This window comes from Helicobacter sp. (assembly GCF_017502485.1).
Lineage (GTDB): Bacteria > Campylobacterota > Campylobacteria > Campylobacterales > Helicobacteraceae > Helicobacter_B.
The window spans coordinates 43,856-65,838 of the sequence record NZ_JAFVUX010000043.1 but is presented as its reverse complement, the minus strand read 5'-3'; the positions used below and the strand labels follow the sequence as shown (position 1 = coordinate 65,838).

The window sequence follows — 21,983 nt, the reverse complement described above, 5'->3', positions numbered from 1 at the left end:
AATCCCTAGTATATCACCACCCTATCTGCTCCTAGAATCCACTTGCGAGCGCGTATCCCACCAAAGTGTGGGGCTAATATCATAGAGTGGCTGCACCTTAGGCATAGCAATATTACTCCAAATAGCTAGGCGAAAGCTTGGTAAGAAGTAGTGTGGGACGACTATATCCATATCAAGTAGCACGCGATCGAGCGTGCGTGTAGCAAGGACTAGCTCATCTCTACTGCGTGCATTGATAAGTCTATCTATCAAACAATCTACAAGCGCAGATTTCACGCCACTATAATTTCTGCTCCCCTGTGTGTGCGCACTAGAGCTACCGAAGAAATATCGCTGCTCATTGCCCGGGGAGAGACTTTGAGGGATGATGCCTACAATCATATCGTAGTCAAAGTCTTTCACGCGGTTAGCGTATTGACTAGAATCTAGCTTTTGTATCTCCATAGTGATGCCAAGTAGCTTAAGATTTCTTGCATAGCGGATGGCTAGTCGCTCGAAGGCTGGGTTATCAAGCAGTAGGCTAAAGCGCAGTGGCACGCCATTTTTGTAGGCTTGATTATTTTGCACCACATAGCCAGCTTGGAGCAGCAAATCACGCGCAAGTTTCAGATTCTCCCGCTCTGCTTGCAAGCTTGGCGCACTTGGAACAATGTAAGGCTTACGCAGGCGATCCATAGAGCTAGAATCCACCTTACACGCACGCAAAAGTCCTTCCTGCGCTTTGCTTAGAGTCGGCGTGGAGGCAAAAACGGAATGGTTAAAAAAGCTTGTCGTACGCTGATATTGAGAGAAGAATAGATTTTCATTACTCCACTCAAAATTAAAGGCGAGTAGCAGTGCTCTGCGCACAAGCGGGTTTGTAAAAGGCTCTTTTCTTAGATTCATAAAAAAACCTTGCATACCACTAGGCAAGCTATGAGGGATTTCAAGCTTACTAAAAGCTGAGTCTATGCTCTGCTTATATGCCTTTGCCCACACTTTTGCTGTACTCTCAAGACGATAGTCGTATTTATGTCGCAAAAACGCCTGCATCGCCGCAGTATCATCGCGGTAATACTCATAGCGCACGATGTCAAAGTTAAACTGCCCCTTGCGACTAGGGAGATCTCGCGCCCAATAGTTTTCATCACGCCTATATTCTACAAGCTTGCCCACTTCATAGCGCGCCAGTATATAAGCCCCAGAACCTAGCGGAATCTGTAAGGGACTTTTACCATAGGAGTTTTGCCCATCTTGCATATAATAATGCCTAGGCAAAATGCTAAGCTGCCCTAGGATTAGTGGTAGCTCTCTATTGTTCCTAGTCGCAAAATTAAAGCGGATCTTCCTAGAATCTAGTATGTCATAGCCTGTAATATCTGCGTAATACTGCTTATAGAGTGGGTTTTGTAGCATCATATCAAAGCTAAAGCCCACATCTTGCGCACTAATAGCCACACCATCGCTAAAGCGCGCTCTAGAATCTATGGTGAAAGTTACACTATCATAGCTTGGTGAAACTACCACATCGCTTGCTACAAGCGCGTATTGCGCATAAGGCTCATCCATACTCTGTGCCATTAGCGTATCATAGATGAGCTCTAATCCCGCGACACTCTGTCCTTGCAGGACAAAAGGATTAAGTGAATCAAAGCTCCCTAGTGCGTGTGCTTTAAGTATGCCACCCTTTAAGGCATTTGCATTAGCATAGTCAAATGCCTTAAAGCTGTTCGTATCACTGTATTTAGCCTGCCCATCAAGAGAGATAAAAGGCGCACCATAAGCCAAGCCCACCAAGCTTAGCACCCATAGCACAAAACCCAAGAATCTCACACAAGCCCTACAAGCTCTTTGGCTCTTTGGTAAGTGGCTTTAGCAATGGGGCACACACGCTCTAAGCTTGTATCTAAGATATTTTGCAAATATGCCTTATCGCTAATAAGCTGCTCATAACGCTTTTGGATTGGCTCTAGTGTGGCTACTAGCATATCTGCTAACTCAAGCTTTAGCGCACCATAGCCTTTGCCAGAAAAATGCTCCTCTATCTGCTCTTTGCTCTGCTGACTTAGAGCTTGATAAATACTTAGAAGATTATAAATCCCTGCGCGCTGTGTATCAAAGGCAATGATCCCACTAGAGTCTGTTACTGCCTTTTTACATTTGCGCACAATGGCTTCTTTACTATCGAGCAAAAATATCGCATGATTTTCGCCTTTAGTGGATTTGCTCATTTTAGATTCTGGGTCATCAAGCCCCATCACGCGCGCGCCAATTTGCGGAATAATTGGGCTAGGGATTGTAAAGCACTCGCCAAAGTCGCGATTAAAGCGCGTGGCGACATCACGCGTAAGTTCTAAATGCTGCTTTTGATCCTCCCCTACTGGCACACCATCGACTTGATAGAGCAAAATATCTGCTGCCATAAGAGCTGGGTAGTTGAAAAGTCCCACATTGATATTTTTTGGATTCTTGCTGGACTTATCTTTAAACTGCGTCATACGACTCATATCGCCCATAGGGATATTGCAGTCTAAAATCCACGCAAGTGCTGCGTGCTCATCGATCTCACTTTGGATAAAAAGGCTAGATCTCTCACTATCAATCCCGCACGCTAGAAGCATTGCCACAAGCTCATAGGTTTTTGCCCTTAACTCCTTGGGGTCTTGCTTTGTGGTAATAGCGTGGGAATTCACCACGCAAAAAATATTTTCATACTGCTCTTGGGAATCCACCCATTGCTTAATCGCACCTAGATAATTACCCAAATGGATTGAACCTGTGGGCTGGATACCAGAAAAAACGCGCCGCTTATTTGCCATAAGAATCCTTTATATCTCTATGTTTTATATAGTGTTAAAGGTGCGAATTATAATCAAACTCCTTTAAAGCTGCCATTAACAAATATATTTTATAATCCTAGAATCTTGCATAAAAGGATCTTTATGAAATTTTCTGCTTCTTTGAAACTTGGTGCGCTTGCTAGCCTTGTGCTTATATCAATACTTGGGATCAATGGCTGTAAAAAGGGTTTAGGCGATAACAAAGAAATCAACGCTTCACTAGAGGGCGCGCCTGCTTGGGTGATAGAATCTAACAATGACTTGCTTAGTGCTACAGGAAGCGCGAAGGTCAAAAATAACAACCTAAACTTCGCCACTACACAAGCAGGAGCGGCAGCACGCGTGGAGCTTGCTACACAGATTTCTACAAGAATTGAGAGCAAATACAAAGAGCTTGCCACAAGCGATGAAAATAGTGTCAATCAAGAAGCTGTGCAAGCTATCCGCAATAGTGTCGATCAAGTGCTAGCAGGCTCAAAGATCACTAATAAGTGGGTAAGCAAAGATGGCACACTATGGGTGCTTGTTAAAATCCAAAAGCTCAACACCGATTTGCTAAAAAGCAATCTGCTAAACTCCAAATCTCTTGACAAAGCTGCCGCTGCTGCGCTCTCTCAAGCTGTCGATGATATTATTGATGGTCCTACAAGAGGATAGCTCACTTTAAATGCGCTATGCTTCATATCATCTTAATAGAGCCTAGAATCCCTCAAAACACAGGGAATATCGGTAGGCTCTGTGTCGCCACAAATGCTACACTTCATCTCATCCACCCTTTTGGATTCTGCCTTAGCGAGAAGTCTCTCAAGCGTGCTGGACTAGATTATTGGCAGTATTTGCAAAAATGTGAGTGGGATAGCTTGGAGCATTTTTGGGCGCAATATCCGCTAGACTCTAGGCACTTTTTCCTAACGACTAAAGCAAATAAGCCTTACTACCAAGCGCATTTCGACCAAGAGTGCTTTCTCTACTTTGGGCGCGAAGATGCGGGTATTAGCGAAAGTATCTTAAATGCAAACAACAAGCAGTGCCTAACAATCCCTATGGCAAGCCACGCGCGTAGCCTTAATCTCTCTACAAGTGTTGGGGTCGTCGCTTATGAAGTACTACGCCAACTTTCTTGCAAAGCCTAGAATCCATCAAGCTAGATTCTAGTGTAAGCCTATAAAGAATAGAGCCCCCTAGAATCCAGACTTTGTAAAGCTAGATTCTAGTATAAAGAAGCCTTGCCACAAATATCCATAGTCGCAATAGAATCCGTAGCCCCACATCCACACTAGAATCTACTTTGGCTTATTTTTCTGCTCTTCTAGCTCTTTAGCCAAGAACTTTGCTGTGTAGCTACGAGATTTTGGCGCGGCTTTTACAAAGCTTGCTACATCGCCTGCTAAGATGACCTCGCCCCCCTTATCGCCACCTTCTGGTCCCATATCAATGATATAATCCGCGTTTTTTATAAGATCCAAATTATGCTCAACAACAATCACACTATTGCCCAGCTCTACAAGATGGTGTAGCACTTTTGTTAGTCTATCCACATCGCCAAAGTGTAGTCCTGTGGTAGGCTCATCTAGCACATAAAGCGTGCGCCCTGTATCTTTGCGACTTAGCTCTTTAGCAAGTTTGATTCTCTGTGCTTCCCCCCCACTTAGTGTCGTGGCATTCTGCCCTAGAGTGATATAGCCCAACCCCACATCTTGCAAGGTTTGTAACTTTTGATGGATTCTAGGAAGCTTAGCGAAAAACTCACACGCGCTATCAACGCTCATTGCTAGTACATCGGCTATGGACTTGCCTTTGTATTTGACTTGCAGGGTTTGAGCATTGTATTTGCTACCTTGGCACAGATCGCATTTGACCATCACATCTGGCAAAAAGTGCATTTCTATGGTGATCTCGCCTTCTCCTTGGCATTTTTCACACCGTCCTCCTCGCACATTAAAGCTAAAGCGCGACACCCCAAATCCTAGAATCTTTGCCTCTTTTGTCTGCGCAAATACCGCGCGGATCTCATCCATCGTGCCTGTGTAGGTAGCTGGATTACTCCTTGGAGTGCGACCTATAGGGCTTTGATCAAGGTAGATGACTTTATCTAAATGCTCTAGCCCTATAATCTCCACACCATCGCATTTTTTAATCTTGCGCGCATTATTCAAAATCTCTTGAGCTACGGGAAGCAGGGTTTGTAGGATTAAAGAGCTTTTCCCACTGCCACTCACGCCTGTTACACAAACGAAGTTTTGCAAGGGGATTTTGGTGCTAAGGTTTTTGATGTTGTTGATAGAGACATTGTTGATAGAGAGCCACTGCTCTTTTTTACGATTAGTTTGGTAGGAGATGTCGCGCTTGCGATTGATAAAATCTGCTGTAAGCGTGTTAGCTTTAAGCATACCTGCAAGATTTCCACTATAAATCACTTCCCCGCCTAAAGCCCCAGCACCCGGACCGATATCGACAATAAAATCCGCGTGTAAAATTGTCTCTCTATCATGCTCTACGACAATGACAGAATTACCCTTTTCTTGTAGGTTGCGCAGGGTTTTAATGAGCTTTAGTGTGTCGCGCTCGTGCAGTCCTATACTTGGCTCATCTAGCACATAGAGCACGCCTGTAAGCCCGCTTCCTATTTGACTGGCTATGCGTATGCGCTGGCTCTCCCCTCCACTAATGGTGCGCGCATCTCTGCGCAAAGTAAGATAGCCTAACCCCACATCCACAAGGAAAAATAATCGCTCCACGATCTCACGCAAAATCGGCGCAGCAATAAAGCTTTGTTGCTTACTAAAGTAGGCGAAGTTGCTTGCATTAGAAAAAAACTCATATGCTTCTTCAATGGGCATTGTGATCACATCGCCTATACCTTTACCTGCGACTTTTACGCTTAGAGACTCGAGCTTTAAGCGGTTTGCCCCGCAAGTATCGCAGGACTTTTCGCTCATATAGTCGTGTAAATCGCGCTCATCTTTAAACATATCATACGCGATTTGTAAAATCCCTTTCCACGGACGCTTCATCGCACTATTGCGCCAAATGATCTCCACTTCTTCGCTTCCGCCATAAAGCAAGGTGTTTTGCTTAGTTTTATCTAACTCATCAAAGCTCTTTGCACTATCAATACCATAGTGCGCACAAAAAGCCTTAAATAGCTCGGCATAATAATTGCGATTAAAGCCAAAGATGACTTTTATACCACCATCATTGAGTGGTAAAGAAGTGTTTAAAATCTTTTTTAAATCAATGCTGTATTTGCTCCCTAGCCCAGAGCAACTCTCACAAGCACCCTTAGGGGAGTTAAAGGAAAAGCTTAGTGGCTCAAGGGGCTCAAAGCTCACCTTGCAATCAAAGCAAGCAAAATGCTCGGAATAGTGGATTAAGTGGTGTTTCTCATCAAGGGTGTATTCTATCTCTACCTCACCAAAAGATTCTTGCAGGGCTCTCTCCACTGCTTGGGCTATGCGCGTGGAGTTTTCTTGAGTATTTTGCACTCTATCAATGATGATCTTTATACTATGCTTCTTAGTCTTTACAAGCTCGATCTCTTCATCAAGCCGCACCATCACACCATCAATATATGCGCGCACAAAGCCCTTCTGCCGCAACTCTTGGATTTTATCAGCAAAGCTACCTTTTTTCTCTCGCACAATGGGGGCGAGAATGAGTATTTTCGCTTCATTTGGCAAAGCTAACACTTGATTAATAATATCACTAGAAGTCATAGAAGAAATAGGCTTATCACACAAATGACAATGTTGCGTGCCTACGCGCGCATATAGCAAGCGAAGATAGTCATAAATCTCTGTGATTGTGCCAACAGTGGAGCGAGGGTTTTTGCTTGTAGTTTTTTGATCAATGGCTATGGCTGGAGTAAGTCCGTTGATTTTATCGACATTGGGTTTGCCTACTTTGTCTAAGAACTGCCTAGCATAGCTTGAGAGCGACTCTATATATCGCCTTTGCCCTTCAGCATAGAGTGTGTCAAAAGCAAGGGTGCTTTTCCCACTGCCGCTAAGTCCCGTAAATACTACAAGCTTGTTTTTGGGGATTTTTAGGTGGATATTCTTGAGATTATGCTCCCTTGCGCCGATGATTTCTATGTATTCTTGCATAGTGCTTCTCTAAAAGTAGATTTCAGGCTATTCGATAATCTTTGGCACGATGAAAAATCCATCTTGTGCTTTAGGGGCGTTTTCTAGCACACTCTGAGCGATAGTAGAATCTTTAGGCACATCATCACGCAAAGGAGTCTTAGCAGTATTGCTTAAGACTATGTCGTTGGTATTAACACTAGAGAGATTATCAATAAAGCTTAAAATTTCATTAAGATTACTCGCCACTTCTTTGGCTTCCTCACTACTTAATTCAATCATCGCAAGTCGCTGCAACTTCTCTAAAAGCAGCTCATCAATCACCATCACACACTCCTTACATAAACTTTAGCTAAGATAGGCTAGAATCCAAAGGCGCAATTATAGCAGAGTCTAGGCAAATCTCTGCGATACGCTAGAATCTAAGTGCAAGTGGATTCTAGGGTTGTAGAAAACACTCACGCAAAGCCTTATCAATACCCTTGCTTCAAATCTTTAAGGAGTATCAATGCCAAACCTTAGCCTATATGCTAGCAGCTATCTTGGAGCACAGTGGGAGTGGGTACTACTTGTGCTGTGTGTGGCATTTTTTCTCTCTGGGTTTGTGGATTCTATCGCTGGAGGAGGGGGCTTCATCTCCACGCCTAGCTTGCTTCTAGCAGGGATTCCACCACATCTAGCACTTGGGACAAATAAATTCATCGTAGTCTTTGGCACAGCGATTGCGAGCTTCAACTTCATCACCCACAAGAAAGTCTTATGGCGTATCGTGCTAGTTGGCATTGTCTTTTCCACCATTGGCGCATATATCGGATCAAAGGCAGTGATCCTTACAAGCCAAAGCGCGCTAAAAGACATCATCCTACTCCTACTCCCCATAGCCGCGCTCCTAGCACTCGCGCCAAAGAGATTTCGCCAAGGTAGAATCCACTTTAGTCCAAAAGACATATTTCTCATCACACCGCTTTTATCGCTTAGCATAGGCTTTTATGATGGCTACTTTGGTCCGGGGACGGGGAGCTTTCTTATAATGGGGTTTTATATGGCTTTACATATGGATCTGCTCTATGCAAGTGGCTGCGCGAAGCTTATTAACCTAGGCTCTGGGCTGGGCAGTTTGCTTGCTTTCATCCTAAGTGGAAGCGTGCTGTATCTGCTAGCACTTCCACTAATAGTATGCAATATGCTTGGAGGCTATCTAGGATCAAAGCTCGCATTGCAAAAAGGAGCAAAAATCGTGCGCATTATGGTGGTCGCAGTCTTTATGATAATGTTTATCTCACTCTTTGTGCAATATAAATTCTAGTATGCTACAATACGCGCACACATAACATAAAGTATATATTCACTTAAGGACTACTATGGTGGCGCATACAACTTCTAAACCTTGGGACAAGCGCTCTTGGCGCACTCTCCCCATTAAGCAGACTCCCACCTACCGCGACACCGCTATGCTAGAATCCACTGAAGCCGAGCTTGCCTCCTACCCTCCACTAGTATTCGCCGGAGAAGCAAGAATGCTTAAAGCTCGCTTTGCGCAAGCCCAGCAAGGCAAAGCATTTTTGCTACAAGGAGGTGATTGCGCGGAGAGCTTCTCGCAGTTTAGTGGCTCTGGGATACGAGATTTATTTAAGCTTATTATCCAGATGGGTGCGATTCTAACCTTTGCTGGAAGCTGTCCTATCATCAAGGTCGGTCGTATGGCAGGGCAGTTTGCTAAGCCTAGAAGCGCAGAGACTGAAGAAGTTGGTGGCGTGACTCTGCCAAGCTATCGAGGCGATATTATCAATGCCCTAGCCTTCAATGATGATGCTAGAGAGCCTAGTCCAAAAAGAATGCTTCAAGCCTACCACCAAAGCTCTGCTACACTCAATCTCCTGCGCGCATTTGCTAGCGGAGGGCTAGCAGACTTAAATGAAGTGCATCGCTGGAATCTAGATTTTGTCAAGTCCAATCCCCTAGGGCAAAAATATGAGAAGCTAGCAGAGTCCATAACCCAAGCATTAGGCTTTATGAGTGCTTGCGGGATAGATTCTAGCAACACCCCCACGCTAAAAACCACAGAGTTCTACACAAGCCACGAAGCCCTGCTACTAAACTATGAAGAGCAGCTTGTGCGCCAAGATAGCCTAAGTGGCAAATGGTATGACTGTAGCGCACATATGCTATGGATAGGCGAGCGCACGCGCGATCTTGATGGGGCGCATTTGGAGTTTTTGCGCGGTGTGGAGAACCCAGTAGGCGTGAAGATCGGACCTAGTGCGACAAAAGATGAGATTCTAGGGATCTGCGATATTCTAAACCCACACAATGAGCCGGGCAGGCTTAATCTCATCGTGCGTATGGGGGCAGATTTGATAGAAAAAAACTTCCCCAAACTTTTAGAGAGTGTGCATAAAGAAGGGCGTGCGATTTTGTGGAGCTGCGACCCAATGCATGGAAACACAATCAAAGCCAGCAATGGCTACAAAACACGCGCATTTGATAAGATCTTAAGCGAGGTTAAAAGTTTTTTTACAATCCATAAAGCCTGCGGTAGTATCGCAGGTGGAATCCATCTAGAAATGACAGGTGCTGATGTTACAGAGTGTGTAGGTGGCTCACAAGCCATCACAGAGGCAAATCTCGCTAGCTGCTACTCCACACAGTGTGACCCAAGGCTTAATGCCACGCAGTCAATCGAGCTTGCATTTTTGGTCGCTGAGATCCTAAAAGAGCGCAATATCGATAGTGGCTCATTTATTGCTTAAAGCGTTGTTCAAATGGACGATTTAGAAAATCTATATCCTAGAATCTTGGAGATACAATGACTCTGCGATGCATTACTATCACATCAATTCTGCTAGGTTCTAGTGCTCTTAGTGCGCTAGAATTTGGGCAAATGGGCAATGTCTCCGCTGGGATTGGTGGGGCTGGGGTCGCGCTCAGAAACTCTCAATGGGCTCTCTACTACAACCCAGCTCTCCTTGCGATGAGCAAAAGATCCGGCTTTGCTTATAGCTTTGGTATAGGATATAAAGAAACTAATCTCTCTCGCGCTGCTTCCATCGATATAGACAATCTCACAGATATGCCCAATCAACTAGCAAAGCTTTTTAGTAGTGGTAGTAGTAGTAGTGCTTTTCAAAGTATAGTACAAAGTGCTGGTGGGGTAGATGAGCTCAAAAAAAAGCCCCCCGCAGAAATTAAAGATGCTCTGCTATCTTCTCTTGGCAACGATCCTTTGAGTGCCGCACTGCTTGCGGGACTGATCACAAGTGTCGATCCTGACAATATAGGAAGCTTGGTGGACAAATTTGGTAATGGTACTAGTGGTGGTGGTGGGGGAGGAAGTGGCTCTCCCAGTGATCTACCAAGTTTGCTTACCACGCTTGGTAGTGGCATATCTCTCCAGACAGGAAGCGATCCTAGTCTCAATCGATTTGTTACAGATATGATTACACTTAATGAAATGATTAATAAAAACGACTTCTCTCTAAGCACACAAAATGGGGTTATATTTAACATCGGCTCAAAGAAAAAGCGCGGGACAATAAGTCTTGGCATCATGCCCAGTGCTTTTATAAGCGCAACAGCAAAAATTGACCCCACTCATAATCAAGTGATTATAAAAAATAATAGTCAAGAGCTCAAAGTTACTTTCACAAAAGATAGAATTACACTCACACAATCCAGCGGTCAATTTGATAACCACTCCATCTTAAGCGATCAAGCAAAGCACCAGCTCCATCTTAGCAGTATAGCGATTGCCGAAATACCGCTAGGGTATGGACATCTTTTTGAAACATCTCTAGGTGATATTGCACTAGGTTTAAATGCTAAATATATCTTTGGGACAGGATATGGATACGATAAAGAAGGGAGCTTCAACACTATAACAAAAGACATAAACCCAACATTTGATGGTATCGCTCAAACGCATACCTTTGGGATTGATGCTGGGCTAGCCTATGCCCCACGATTTGCCAAAAATCTTACCTTAGGCTTTGTAGCCAAAAATCTCAATATGCCAAAAATCAAAACTGATGCCAAAACCGGCACGATGATAAAGCTTAACACCCAGATACGCGCAGGGGTGAGCTATGGCTGGCTTAATGACAAAATCGTGCTAGCAGGAGACATTGATCTAATGCCTAATGACACCATCTCGCTTATGCGCCCTAAATCACAGGTGGCTGGTGGTGGGATACTCATTGATCTTAAAATAATAGATTTACGACTGGGCGCAATGTATGACTTCCGCAACAATGGCGATGAGGGGATGATCCTAACAGGGGGCATTAATCTGCTTGGATTTTTTGATATAGCTGTGCAAAGCAATTTGCATCTAAGTCACGAAATTGCGGGCTCTGGGATTGCAGTGCCAAGTTATTTGCTTGTAAAAGTCGGGGGTGGCTTTAGCTGGTAGGCGCAGTGGCTAAGTGTTAATTTTTTACCACTTTATACCAATTTTGTGCAACTCTACGCTTTAGGCTTTGTAACGCCTTAAGAAATATGCTAAAGTTTAAGCTCTTTTGCACACCTGAAGGAGATCTATTATGTGGAATCAAACCTATGACCCATTAGGGAATGCTTGGCTAAGCGCGCTTGTCGCACTTATACCTATTGTCGTGTTTTTTATCTCTCTGCTTGTGCTAAAGCTCAAGGGGCACTGGGCCGGGGCTTTAACCGTGATAAGCGCGATTGTCATTGCTATTTTTGTCTATGAAATGCCTATGGATAAAGCTCTATGGAGCTTTGCTTATGGTGCGCTTTATGGGCTATGGCCTATTGCTTGGATTATCATTGCGGCAATTTTTCTCTACAAGCTCACGGTCAAATCTGGGTATTTTGATATTTTGCGAGAATCTATTATCGCTATCACGCCAGATCAAAGAATCCAAGTGATTTTGATAGGATTCTGCTTTGGCGCGTTTTTAGAGGGTGCGATTGGCTTTGGTGGACCTGTGGCTATCACAGCAGCTCTGCTTGTTGGACTTGGGCTTCGCCCACTCTATGCAGCTGGGCTTTGCCTTATAGCCAATACTGCGCCTGTGGCATTTGGTGCAGTAGGTGTGCCGATCACTGCGATGGCTGGGGCGGTCAATGTGCCTGCTACTGAGATTTCTGCGATGGCTGGACATATGCTCCCACCACTCTCGCTTTTTGTGCCATTTTTCTTAGTGTTTTTGATGAATGGACTAAAAGGTGTGAAAGAGACCTGGCCCGTGGCTCTAGTAGCTGGAGGAAGCTTTGCAGTCGTGCAATATTTAACAGCCGTATATAGCGGACCTGAGTTGCCAGATATTGCATCAGCAGTTGTGTCTATTATATGCGTGGCGGTATTTTTGCGATTCTGGCAACCTAAAAATATCTTCAAATTTGATGAATCTGTGGGTAGTAGCTCCAAACTAGAAATTAAGAAGCACAGCACAAAGGACATTATCCTTGCTTGGCTACCATTTGTGCTACTCATTGGCGTGATTTTGATTTGGACAGCAGGGTGGTTTAAGAGCCTGTTTGTCGGCTCTGGAGCTCTTGCATCTATGGTATTTAAATTTGACTTCGCAAGCTTAAAAGAAGTGATCCAAGTTGAGCCAGCTGTCAAAAAGGCAAAAGCGGTGAAATCACTTTTTGAACTTCCCATCATCAATGCCACAGGAACTTCAATTTTCATCGTGGCATTGATCACTATCCCTCTTTTGCGCATTAAGCTTGGCACAGCGATAGCAACCTTTGGTGAAACGCTTAATGAAATGAAATGGGCGATTCTTACTATTGCTTTGGTTGTGGGTTTTGCCTTTGTATCTAATTACAGTGGCATCTCTGCTACACTTGCCCTAGCTCTCTCGCAAACAGGCAGTGCTTTTGCATTCTTCTCTCCAATTGTCGGCTGGATAGGCGTTTTCCTAACAGGAAGCGATACAAGCTCCAATCTTCTTTTTGGCACATTGCAGCAGCTAACCGCCCAGCAGCTTAAGGTCGACGAAGTATTATTCCTTGCAGCAAACTCCGTGGGTGGTGTTGTAGGAAAAATGATCAGCCCTCAAAGTATCGCTATCGCTTGTGCAGCAGTGGGGCTAGCTGGAAAAGAATCCGAGCTTTTCCGCTTCACGGTAAAATACTCTATTTTATTTGTCATTGGTATTGGGATTTTTACTTACGCTATTGCCTTTTATATGCAATGGCTGATCCCCTAAAGGCAAAATATGGCATTTGTCGGCAAGCTTTGCGATATGAGGAAGATACTGCATACACAGGCTTTGCTCGGTATTTATACATATCTTAGTAATGCCTGCACAAAGGGGAGCTGTGAGTTTGAGCGCATTCTCTCCACTTCTGGTGAGCAAAAGATCCAGCTAGATTCTGGGGCATTTGCCATTGAGCAGTCTTACCACCTTAAAGATTTATCCAAAGCTTTTTATGAAACACATAGGAAATATGTCGATTTGCAATTAGTTGTCCAAGGAGAAGAAATATTTTCTATCGCTGTTGCTAGTGATTGTGTCATAAAAGATACTTATGATGTACAAAAGGACATAGCCACCTACCACACACCAAAGCGTAGCTCAACTCTTCACCTTAGTGCTGGAATGCTTGCGGTGTTTTTTCCTTATGATGTGCATTCTGGTGGGCTTGGGGCAGAATCCCTAGGAATAAAGCCTGTCTATAAAAGTGTAGTAAAGGTCCCCGTGGATTTACTGACACCTAGATTCTAGCCGTATGCCACGCACCTTACTTTACCACCTAGCTTTATGTATGAGCGTATGGGCTGGACCACTGACATTTGATCAATGTCTCAAACAAGAAGCTTTATCCGTTTGCCTAGATGGATTCTATAAAGTGCCTAATTTTCTTAACTTTAAAGGTGGGTATGTATATGTGTTTGTCCATAATGGCAAGCTATTTGCCTATGGTGTAAAAAATCTCGATGGTAGCACAACAGCAAATTATGATATCTGCAATCCAGACAAAAGCCTGCAATCACGCCTAGATAAAAAAGTCATATTTCTACAAAATCTCACTATAAATGATACAAAACTTCATGGTGGGACTTCATACAACTTCCAAAATTGTGCGACCTACTATACAAAAGGCAGAATTCTAGCAAATGGTGATTTACACTTGGACTTCGCCATAGATAGCCACCACATCCTTAGCAAAAGCCTCTTGTGGGAGCGACTTAGCGAGGCACAAGTACTCGACTACGACCTACACCCGATCGATAAACAGCAAGCCTTAGAAACACTTAGAGACAAGTAGGTGGAATCTGTGTAAGTAATACATCATACACCAAAGGGAACTCCCTAAACCCATCGCTATCCATAAAATGCCCTCCCTCATCCCTAGCGATAAAATCCGCACCAATCATTTCTGCTAGATTCTGGCTCAAGCTAAAAGGCACGATCATATCATCACGCGCGCTAATCACAGCTCTACGAAGCACAATTTGCTTAATTTTCTCACTTTGAAGTGGGGAATCTACAAAAGGTGAAAGCTCTGGCAAAGTCGATATCATCTCGCAAAATCCAGCCACAAGCACCACGCCACCAACTCTTACACAAGAATCTAGTGTTTCAATAAAACGCAAGGTGGCAATGCACCCAAGACTATGAGCGACAAAATACACACGATCACCGATCTCGCCATCAGCACGCACTTGCTCACAAATAGCCTGCGTCCATTGATTGGGGCTTGGACTCTTTGGATTAGGTAAGCACAGCACCTTTGTAGAAATACCACATTTGCTAAGCTCTCTAGCTAACCACTGAAACCAGTTTTTCTCTGGACTAGAATCAAAGCCGTGGATAATGTAGATTCTCACTCCCACACTATGTCCGCTCGTAGAAATAGTTGAAATATTAAGCTATGCTCGGCGTGGGTTGGCTTCATTGACACGAAGCTTCCTGCCCATAAACTCCGTGTTATCAAGCGCACTAATAGCCTTGAGTGCTTCTTCATCTTCCATTTCAACAAAGCCAAAGCCCTTTGCTCTGCCGGTTTCTCTGTCGTTGATAAGCTTCACAGAGCTTACAGCACCAAATTGCCCAAAAAGTTCGATCATCTGCTCATTTGTCGTAGAGTAAGGGAGATTACCGACATAGATACTTTTCATTTTATCTCCAAAAAGTAGTTTCTCTAACTGCAATGATGGCTTACAAACTCTCAACAAGAATCCAGCAAAAACCACTCAAATGTAAATTAGAAGTGTGCATATGGTATGCTTTTTGTGCTTAAAGTTTAGTAAAAGCAATGTGGAGCAACGCGCATTATTCATTACGCAAGACACTAAGAGCGTTGATTTGGGCGGCTTTTTTAGCTGGGTAATACGATGAAAAACACACGATACACACCGCCCCCACCAAAGTCGCACAAAAATCCAACACACTTACATCTAAAGGCAGTTTGCTAACCCCATATACATCCGCTGGAAGCGTGATAATAGGAAAAGTATCTAACACAAAAAGCACTACCCCACTTAGCACTACGCCAAAAACAATCCCACCAAGTCCAATGCTTATCCCCAGCAAGAAAAAAATCTTCCGCACCTCAGCAGTACTGGCACCTAAACTCAACAGCAAGGCTATTTCTTTTCTCCTATTCATCACTACCATCAAAAGTGAGCTAATAATATTTAAACTTGCCATAAGAATTATAAGCATAAGCACAATGAATAGAACATTCTTTTCTAAATCCATTGCGGCAAACAAATTGCTATTGCGCTCCCACCACCCCTCTACACCAATATGATAAATCCCTCTTTTCTCCAAATATTCGCGGAGATTCTGCTTATCTTGCATAGGTGTTTTAGAGTGGATATGCACACCATCATATAAACCTTGCGGAAGCTTCTTAATCGCCGCTAGTGCAGAGAGATTAGCATACATATAAGCAGAATCATACGCGCTAATCCCAGAGCTAAACACGCCTGCTACGCTAAATCGCTTCATTGTTGGACTAAGGGTAAGCCCCGCTGGCTCAAGACTCGTGAAAAACAATGCGATCTTTTCTCCATACATTAAAAAATGCGCATCACTTAAAGACTTGCCAATCATAAGTGAGAATTTCTCATCAATGAAACTCTGCCTAGATTCTAGTGGCAAAGCCTTAGCAAACACCGGGTTGATCGCAGCTTCCTTGTCAGGATCTACGCCAAAGAGCACCGCAGCTTCCATCGCACCATTGACTCTAGCAACTGCTTGCATATAGAGATAGGGGCTAAAGCTTAAGGCTGGAAAATTCTCTTCCAAATCTTGAACTAAATCTTGTGTAATGCCCTTTTGCTGAAGTGAGATAATTGTGAGCGGGTAGCCCATCACAAATAATCGCTTTTCAAACTCCTTGCTCATACCATTCATAATCGCCATTGCCACAATTAGCACCATCACACCAACCCCAATGCCCAAAAACGCCAAAACCGCCGTGATAGAAATAAATGGCTGGCTTTTATCAAAGCGCAAAAACTTCCTGTGTAAAAATCTAACAAGAGCGTGCGTAGGTACACCCTTGGTAGAGCTTGTAGCTGGTTGGTTTATGGCAATTTGCTTACTCATTATTGCGCTAGCATTCCTTTTTTTGGTCCGCTTCTGCCGTGGCAGAGCTTGTATTTTTTCCCACTACCACAGGGGCAAGGGTCATTGCGCGCTATCTTTTTTTGCCCAAAGTCCTCTTGTGTGAGATTTTGCTCAATAGCTTGGCTGTTGTAACGCAGCTCACCACTTGTTTGAGCCAAATCACTTAATACCTCTTGAGTTTGGGCTTTGGTGGATTCTGGCTCTTTGATTTGGATGATATGCAGAGTTTTTATCGCCTGAGTTTTCACCTGCTCAATAAACTCTAAAAATAGACCATAGCTCTCCTTTTTATACTCTACAAGTGGATCTTTTTGATTGTACCCACGCAGAGAAATCCCTGTCTTTAGTGTATCCATTGCGTAGAGATGCTCACGCCAAAGTGTATCAAGCGTTTGTAGATAGATAATGCGCTCAATCTCATTGCGACTCTCTCCTACCCCAGCCATTTTGCTCTCGTAACTTGCTTGTAGTACTCTGCTTGTCTCTTCAAACAAAACACTCTCATCTATGTCATCAATATTAGCAATATGGCTACTTAGATTCTGGTAGCCAAACTCTTCTTGCAAGATTTTTTCCAATGTTTGCAAAAGCGCTTGCATATCGCCTTGACTATGGCTTCGAGCTTGATCGAAGCACTCTTGCAAGGCTGTTAGGCGATTTTGCTCCACACGCTCACTCATATCAAAGCTAGAATCTAAAAGCTCATCGCGGAATTTATATACACTTTTTCGCTGCTCATTTGCTACATCATCATACTCGAGCAAGTGCTTGCGAGACTCAAAGTGTAGATTCTCAACCTTTTTTTGCGCATTCTGTACTGATCGCGTAACAAGTCCAGATTCTATATGCTCGCCCTCTTTTAGTCCCAATCGCTCCATAATACCCTTTAGTTTGTCGCTCCCAAAGATCCTTAGCAACGCATCCTCTAAGCTTAGATAAAACTGGCTCACTCCCGGATCTCCCTGTCGCCCGGACCGTCCGCGTAGCTGGTTATCTATCCTCCTGCTTTCGTGTCGCTCTGTGCCGATGATATAAAGCCCCCCTAGCGCGCGCACTTCTTCATCGATTTTAATATCTACCCCGCGCCCTGCCATATTTGTCGCAATAGTAACTGAGCCCTTAAGTCCAGCATCTTTAATAATTTCAGATTCTTTTGTATGCTGCTTGGCATTAAGCACGGTGTGGGGGATTTTGGCTTGTTTTAAGAGATTGTGTAAAAGCTCGCTTTTTTCAATACTTGCTGTGCCCACAAGCACAGGCTGCCCTTTGGCATAAAGCTCTGTGATCTTGGCAAGCACAGCATTAAACTTCTCGCGCTCACTTTTGTAAATTAAGTCATTAAGATCTTTGCGCTGTACGGGGAGATTTGTGGGGATTGAGACAACTTCCAAATTATAGATTTGCAAAAACTCGCTCGCTTCTGTCTGTGCCGTGCCTGTCATACCAGAGAGTTTGGTATATAAACGGAAGTAATTTTGGAAAGTAATATCTGCTAGTGTCTGACTCTCTTCTTTAATGGCAACTTTCTCCTTTGCCTCTAAGGCTTGATGCAAGCCTTCGCTAAAGCGTCTGCCTTGAGATAGTCTACCGGTAAATTCATCAACAATCACTACTTCACCTTCTTGGATCACATAATCTTGGTCTTTAAAAAAGAGAAAGTTAGCTTTCAAAGCTTGATCTAAATGGTGTGATAAGCTGGCATTTTCTATGCTGTATAGATTTTCTATGGCAAAAAGCTTTTCTGCCTTTTTGATACCATCTTCTGTGATTAGAATCACGCGATTTTTCTCATCAATTGTGAAATCTTCTTCAACTTTCATCTGTTTAGCGACAGAATCTGCCTTAGTATAATGCTCCATTTTGCGATTAACTGGACCAGAAATAATAAGTGGTGTGCGCGCCTCATCAATTAAGATAGAATCTACCTCATCTACAATCGCGTAAGCGTGGGACTGTTGCACCTTTTGATTAAGGTCGTATTTCATATTATCACGCAAATAATCAAAACCAAATTCATTATTTGTGCCATAGACAATATTGCACGCATACATAGCAATCCGCTCTTCTTCTGTAACACTAGCAGTCAGTATCCCCACACTATATCCCAAAAATTCGTACAGCGGGCGCATTTCTTGTGCATCACGATTGGCTAAATAGTCATTAACCGTTACGATATGCACGCTCTCACCTGTTAGGGCATTAAGCGTGCTTGCAAGTGTGGCTACAAGAGTTTTTCCCTCGCCTGTTTTCATCTCAGCAATCCGTCCATTATGCAAAGCCATAGCACCAATAAGCTGCACATCAAAATGTCGCATATTAAGCGTACGCTTGCTTGCTTCCCTGGTAATAGCAAAGCTCTCATTAAGCACAGAATCTAAGCTTTCCCCATTTTCACGCACGCGTACTCCAAGCTCCGCAAATCGCCTTTGTAGCTCCGCATCACTTAGTGCTTCAAAAGTAGATTCTAGGGCATTGATAGCATTTACACGCTTTTGATAGGAGCGAACAAGCTTGTCATTTCTACTGCTAAAAAGAGAGCCAAAAATCGTTTTTATCATCGTAAAACCTTAAGAAAATTAATAAAAATTATAATGCAACTTTGTAAAAATCCTTAATCACGCAAGCATATAAGCTCTATGCTACGCCTTGAAAAGCGACTCAAGCGCATCGATCCCCACCTTTTGTTCTTCTTTATTAGATTCTACATCTTCTTGTGATTTTTCTTTGATGATTTCTATAAGCTCGATTTCAAATCCTGTAAGCATACAAGCTAGGCGGATATTGACACCATTTTTACCAATCGCTTTGCTTTTTTGATCGCTCATTATATGCACTTGAGCTTTTTTCTCCTCGTCAGTGTTGCTTAGGATTTTTACTGAGATGATTTGTGCTGGGGCTAAGGATTTGGAGATGAAAATCTCTGGGATCTCCGAATACTCAATACAGTCAATATTCTCGCCATTAAGCTTATGACTTACAGCATTGATCCTAACGCCCTTTGTCCCTACACTTGATCCAATGGGATCAATCCTTGGACTTGTGGAAAAAAGTGCGACTTTAGCGCGATCGCCCGGGATTCTAGCACACTTTTGGACAATCACTTCCCCATCTTTAATCTCTGGGACTTCTTGCTCCAGTAGGGCTTCAAGCATTTTAGGCGTGGTGCGAGATAGCTCGACATATAAGCCATCTTTTTGAAAGCGCACAAATTTTACAATACAGCTAATAGTGTCATTAACCTTAAACTTCTCACCTTTAATGCGATTCTTCAGTGGCAAAACTGCGCGAATGTCTTGGATCTCTACAAAGGTGTTTTCTTGATCATCAATAGCTATGACTTGTCCGCTTACAAGCTTGCCTAGCATTTCTTTAAAGCTTACAAAAAGCTGATTTTCTATGGTGCGTTGGATGTGGTATTCCAAATCAGAAAAGAGCATATTAACCGCATTTCTACTCATATTTTCTAGGCTTATTTCGTGATGAATTTCATCATTAATGCTCACATCATCTTCTGATGCTTCTTTCGCCTTTGAGAGTGCAATGAAATTATGCGGATCAGCGCTAATCCTCTCATCATCATCAGCGCATACAAGCACAGAGTGGATAAGCCTAAAAGTGCGGTGCTTTTCATCTTCTTCTATGATATAGTTTAGCTCTTCACCAAACTGCTTTTTAGCGACCTTTATAATGGTATCCTTTACCACTTGTGCAACAAGCTTAGGCTCTAGCCCTTTCTCACAAGCAATAAGGTCAATAATATCTACAATCTTCTCCATAGCACTCCTTTGTCTTTAAGCTCTTTCAATGATAGATTTAGTCTTTAGGGATTAGTCTTATCTTAGTGGGTCTTGAAAGTGGATTTTATTGTAGCAAATTTTTAAGCCAATTCTAGCTACAATGACACAAATCTTTATTTTGGAGTATATAGATATGGAACTAAAACTTGCCCCTATGGACACAGCAAACATCTCTCAAGCAAGCGCGCAAACAATCGTAGTAGAAAGTCTGCTAGAATCTACTTCTCCCTTGCAAATGATCTACCTTGATAAGCAAAATAGTCAAAAAGACTTACAAAAAGCAAAGACCCTGCTAGAATCTAAAGGCAAAGTTGTCTATATGGGCGAGGTGCACTACGGACTTGATGCTAAAGACTTTATCTATGAATTTAGGATTCTATAAGTTGCCATGAAGCTTTTTGTCCAAACACTTGGCTGCGCAATGAACGAACGCGATAGCGAGCATATGATAGCAGAGCTAGAGCGCAAAGAGGGCTACACACTCACCGATGATGCCACACAAGCAGATCTTATCCTCATCAATACTTGCTCCGTGCGCGAAAAGCCCGAGCGCAGGCTTTTTTCAGAAATCGGGCAATATGCCCAGCAGAAGAAAAAAGGCGCAAAAATCGGCGTATGTGGTTGCACAGCAAGCCATATGGGCGCAGAGATTTTGCGCAAATCTTCGGCAGTAGATTTTGTCCTAGGTGCGCGCAATATCTCTAAAATCACGCAAATAATCCACAAACCCAAGGCGGTAGAAGTGGATCTTAGCTATGATGATAGTCTCTATGCCTTTGAGGGGGTACGCTCTAGTGGAGTAAAGGCTTTGCTCAATATCTCTATAGGCTGTGATAAATCCTGTGCTTATTGTATAGTACCCCACACAAGGGGCAAGGAAATCTCCATCCCCCTTGATTTGCTACTCACTGAAGCGCGCAAGCTTGCGCAAAATGGCATCAAAGAGCTTTTACTGCTTGGGCAAAATGTCAATAACTATGGCGCGCGCTTCTCTAGTGCGCATAAACAAATCAACTTCTCCGGACTCTTAGCGGAGCTAGCGCAAATTGATGGCATAGAGAGAATCCGCTTCACCTCCCCCCATCCGCTACATATGGATGATGAATTTCTCCACGAATTTGCACGTAATCCTAAAGTATGCAAATCTATCCATATGCCTCTACAAAGTGGCTCAAGCAAGATTCTAAAAGCTATGCGCAGGGGGTATAGCAAAGAGTGGTTTTTAGACCGAGTGCAAAGACTCAAAGGACTTGTGCCGGAAGTAACAATTAGCACAGATATTATCGTAGGTTTTGTTGGTGAGAGCGAGGAAGACTTCACTCACACACTTGATGTGCTAGAGCAAGTGCGCTTTGATACGCTTTATAGCTTTATTTACTCGCCACGCCCACACACACTTGCTTACACGCTTGACCCGTCTAACCATATCCCCAAAGATATTGCACAAGCGCGCTTAAGTACCCTACAAGAACGACATAGAGAGATTTTGCGCCAAAAGGCTAGTGCGGAAATAGGTAGAGAATATGTCGTGCTTGTAGAAAACACTTTACGAAATAAAGATGTAGTCTTTAGCGAAGGACGCAGTGATAACAACAAGCTCATCCATATAGAAAATGTCGCACTAGATCTTGGGAAGTTTGTGCGTGTAAGAATCACACGCAATGAAGGTGGCTCACTCTTTGGGGAGCTAACATAGGCTCTGCTTGAGCTAACTGATACTAGGGATAG

General features: G+C 43.4%; 19 protein-coding genes. 10 read left to right on the top strand and 9 right to left on the bottom strand.

Features of this window, described 5'->3' with window-relative positions; genetic code table 11:
- Window positions 1–21: 21 nt before the first annotated feature.
- Window positions 22–1,803 (bottom strand): extracellular solute-binding protein, encoded by a 1,782-nt coding sequence (locus IKB69_RS08670; protein WP_290948519.1) that lies wholly within the window; start codon window positions 1,801–1,803, stop codon window positions 22–24.
- A gap of 5 nt (window positions 1,804–1,808) precedes the next feature.
- Window positions 1,809–2,798 carry a tryptophan--tRNA ligase gene (gene trpS, locus IKB69_RS08665; protein ID WP_290948398.1) on the bottom strand — a complete coding sequence of 330 codons (990 nt, stop codon included), beginning with the start codon at window positions 2,796–2,798 and terminating at the stop codon, window positions 1,809–1,811.
- Between the two features lie 123 nt (window positions 2,799–2,921).
- Between trpS and IKB69_RS08660 the strand changes: the two genes are divergently transcribed.
- Both IKB69_RS08660 and IKB69_RS08655 read left to right on the top strand, forming a co-directional pair.
- Window positions 2,922–3,476, top strand: a complete 555-nt coding sequence (locus IKB69_RS08660) for an LPP20 family lipoprotein (RefSeq protein ID WP_290948397.1) — start codon at window positions 2,922–2,924, stop codon at window positions 3,474–3,476.
- 17 nt (window positions 3,477–3,493) lie between these two features.
- A complete protein-coding gene (locus tag IKB69_RS08655; RefSeq protein WP_290948396.1) occupies window positions 3,494–3,952 on the top strand; it encodes a tRNA (cytidine(34)-2'-O)-methyltransferase in 459 nt (152 codons plus the stop codon).
- Between the two features lie 150 nt (window positions 3,953–4,102).
- Here IKB69_RS08655 and uvrA read toward each other — a convergent pair whose 3' ends face one another.
- Entirely contained in the window at window positions 4,103–6,925 is a 2,823-nt protein-coding gene (gene uvrA / locus IKB69_RS08650) for an excinuclease ABC subunit UvrA (protein ID WP_290948395.1), read from the bottom strand.
- A gap of 27 nt (window positions 6,926–6,952) precedes the next feature.
- Complete coding sequence (gene gatC / locus IKB69_RS08645) at window positions 6,953–7,231, bottom strand: Asp-tRNA(Asn)/Glu-tRNA(Gln) amidotransferase subunit GatC (protein ID WP_290948394.1); 279 nt, start codon at window positions 7,229–7,231, stop codon at window positions 6,953–6,955.
- A gap of 181 nt (window positions 7,232–7,412) precedes the next feature.
- Here gatC and IKB69_RS08640 point away from each other — a divergent pair, with 181 nt between their 5' ends.
- From IKB69_RS08640 to IKB69_RS08615, 6 genes are all read left to right on the top strand, one after another.
- Window positions 7,413–8,210: a TSUP family transporter gene (locus IKB69_RS08640; protein ID WP_290948392.1), complete on the top strand. Its 798-nt coding sequence runs from the start codon at window positions 7,413–7,415 to the stop codon at window positions 8,208–8,210.
- Between the two features lie 55 nt (window positions 8,211–8,265).
- Complete coding sequence (locus IKB69_RS08635) at window positions 8,266–9,654, top strand: class II 3-deoxy-7-phosphoheptulonate synthase (protein ID WP_290948390.1); 1,389 nt, start codon at window positions 8,266–8,268, stop codon at window positions 9,652–9,654.
- A 56-nt stretch (window positions 9,655–9,710) separates the two neighbouring features.
- Complete coding sequence (gene traF / locus IKB69_RS08630; RefSeq protein WP_290948388.1) at window positions 9,711–11,312, top strand: conjugal transfer protein TraF; 1,602 nt, start codon at window positions 9,711–9,713, stop codon at window positions 11,310–11,312.
- A 127-nt stretch (window positions 11,313–11,439) separates the two neighbouring features.
- Window positions 11,440–13,083 carry a lactate permease LctP family transporter gene (locus IKB69_RS08625; protein WP_290948517.1) on the top strand — a complete coding sequence of 548 codons (1,644 nt, stop codon included), beginning with the start codon at window positions 11,440–11,442 and terminating at the stop codon, window positions 13,081–13,083.
- A 9-nt stretch (window positions 13,084–13,092) separates the two neighbouring features.
- Window positions 13,093–13,602 carry a YhcH/YjgK/YiaL family protein gene (locus tag IKB69_RS08620; RefSeq protein WP_290948386.1) on the top strand — a complete coding sequence of 170 codons (510 nt, stop codon included), beginning with the start codon at window positions 13,093–13,095 and terminating at the stop codon, window positions 13,600–13,602.
- Between the two features lie 4 nt (window positions 13,603–13,606).
- Window positions 13,607–14,146, top strand: a complete 540-nt coding sequence (locus IKB69_RS08615) for a DUF2147 domain-containing protein (RefSeq protein ID WP_290948384.1) — start codon at window positions 13,607–13,609, stop codon at window positions 14,144–14,146.
- Here the strand turns inward: IKB69_RS08615 and IKB69_RS08610 are convergent.
- From IKB69_RS08610 to nusA, 5 genes are all read right to left on the bottom strand, one after another.
- Window positions 14,133–14,714, bottom strand: coding sequence for an alpha/beta hydrolase (locus tag IKB69_RS08610; protein ID WP_290948382.1), 582 nt, complete (start codon window positions 14,712–14,714; stop codon window positions 14,133–14,135). The two genes, IKB69_RS08615 and IKB69_RS08610, sit on opposite strands and share 14 nt — an antisense overlap.
- 36 nt (window positions 14,715–14,750) lie before the next feature.
- The gene (locus tag IKB69_RS08605; protein WP_290948380.1) at window positions 14,751–14,999 is read right to left on the bottom strand and encodes an RNA-binding protein; all 249 of its coding nucleotides are present in this window, start codon (window positions 14,997–14,999) and stop codon (window positions 14,751–14,753) included.
- A 154-nt stretch (window positions 15,000–15,153) separates the two neighbouring features.
- On the bottom strand, window positions 15,154–16,437 hold the full coding sequence (locus tag IKB69_RS08600; RefSeq protein WP_290948378.1) for an ABC transporter permease: 1,284 nt from the start codon (window positions 16,435–16,437) through the stop codon (window positions 15,154–15,156).
- Window positions 16,437–19,016 (bottom strand): preprotein translocase subunit SecA, encoded by a 2,580-nt coding sequence (gene secA, locus IKB69_RS08595; RefSeq protein WP_290948376.1) that lies wholly within the window; start codon window positions 19,014–19,016, stop codon window positions 16,437–16,439. The genes IKB69_RS08600 and secA overlap by 1 nt, the downstream gene beginning before the upstream one ends.
- 81 nt (window positions 19,017–19,097) lie before the next feature.
- Entirely contained in the window at window positions 19,098–20,234 is a 1,137-nt protein-coding gene (gene nusA / locus IKB69_RS08590; protein ID WP_290948374.1) for a transcription termination factor NusA, read from the bottom strand.
- 154 nt (window positions 20,235–20,388) lie between these two features.
- Between nusA and IKB69_RS08585 the strand changes: the two genes are divergently transcribed.
- Together IKB69_RS08585 and miaB are read left to right on the top strand one after the other, a co-directional pair.
- Window positions 20,389–20,637, top strand: coding sequence for an HP0268 family nuclease (locus IKB69_RS08585; protein WP_290948372.1), 249 nt, complete (start codon window positions 20,389–20,391; stop codon window positions 20,635–20,637).
- A gap of 6 nt (window positions 20,638–20,643) precedes the next feature.
- Window positions 20,644–21,951 carry a tRNA (N6-isopentenyl adenosine(37)-C2)-methylthiotransferase MiaB gene (gene miaB / locus IKB69_RS08580; RefSeq protein WP_290948370.1) on the top strand — a complete coding sequence of 436 codons (1,308 nt, stop codon included), beginning with the start codon at window positions 20,644–20,646 and terminating at the stop codon, window positions 21,949–21,951.
- Window positions 21,952–21,983 lie beyond the last annotated feature (32 nt).

Excerpts from the sequence above, each read along its gene's own strand:
- IKB69_RS08655 (WP_290948396.1), top strand. The coding sequence starts at position 3,494 with ATGCTTCATATCATCTTAATAGAGCCTAGAATCCCTCAAAACACAGGG.
- IKB69_RS08635 (WP_290948390.1), top strand. The coding sequence starts at position 8,266 with ATGGTGGCGCATACAACTTCTAAACCTTGGGACAAGCGCTCTTGGCGC.
- traF (WP_290948388.1), top strand. The coding sequence starts at position 9,711 with ATGACTCTGCGATGCATTACTATCACATCAATTCTGCTAGGTTCTAGT.
- IKB69_RS08660 (WP_290948397.1), top strand. The coding sequence starts at position 2,922 with ATGAAATTTTCTGCTTCTTTGAAACTTGGTGCGCTTGCTAGCCTTGTG.
- nusA (WP_290948374.1), bottom strand. The coding sequence starts at position 20,234 with ATGGAGAAGATTGTAGATATTATTGACCTTATTGCTTGTGAGAAAGGG.
- miaB (WP_290948370.1), top strand. The coding sequence starts at position 20,644 with ATGAAGCTTTTTGTCCAAACACTTGGCTGCGCAATGAACGAACGCGAT.
- uvrA (WP_290948395.1), bottom strand. The coding sequence starts at position 6,925 with ATGCAAGAATACATAGAAATCATCGGCGCAAGGGAGCATAATCTCAAG.
- IKB69_RS08585 (WP_290948372.1), top strand. The coding sequence starts at position 20,389 with ATGGAACTAAAACTTGCCCCTATGGACACAGCAAACATCTCTCAAGCA.
- IKB69_RS08600 (WP_290948378.1), bottom strand. The coding sequence starts at position 16,437 with ATGAGTAAGCAAATTGCCATAAACCAACCAGCTACAAGCTCTACCAAG.
- trpS (WP_290948398.1), bottom strand. The coding sequence starts at position 2,798 with ATGGCAAATAAGCGGCGCGTTTTTTCTGGTATCCAGCCCACAGGTTCA.
- IKB69_RS08605 (WP_290948380.1), bottom strand. The coding sequence starts at position 14,999 with ATGAAAAGTATCTATGTCGGTAATCTCCCTTACTCTACGACAAATGAG.
- secA (WP_290948376.1), bottom strand. The coding sequence starts at position 19,016 with ATGATAAAAACGATTTTTGGCTCTCTTTTTAGCAGTAGAAATGACAAG.
- IKB69_RS08620 (WP_290948386.1), top strand. The coding sequence starts at position 13,093 with ATGGCATTTGTCGGCAAGCTTTGCGATATGAGGAAGATACTGCATACA.
- IKB69_RS08615 (WP_290948384.1), top strand. The coding sequence starts at position 13,607 with ATGCCACGCACCTTACTTTACCACCTAGCTTTATGTATGAGCGTATGG.
- IKB69_RS08640 (WP_290948392.1), top strand. The coding sequence starts at position 7,413 with ATGCCAAACCTTAGCCTATATGCTAGCAGCTATCTTGGAGCACAGTGG.
- gatC (WP_290948394.1), bottom strand. The coding sequence starts at position 7,231 with ATGGTGATTGATGAGCTGCTTTTAGAGAAGTTGCAGCGACTTGCGATG.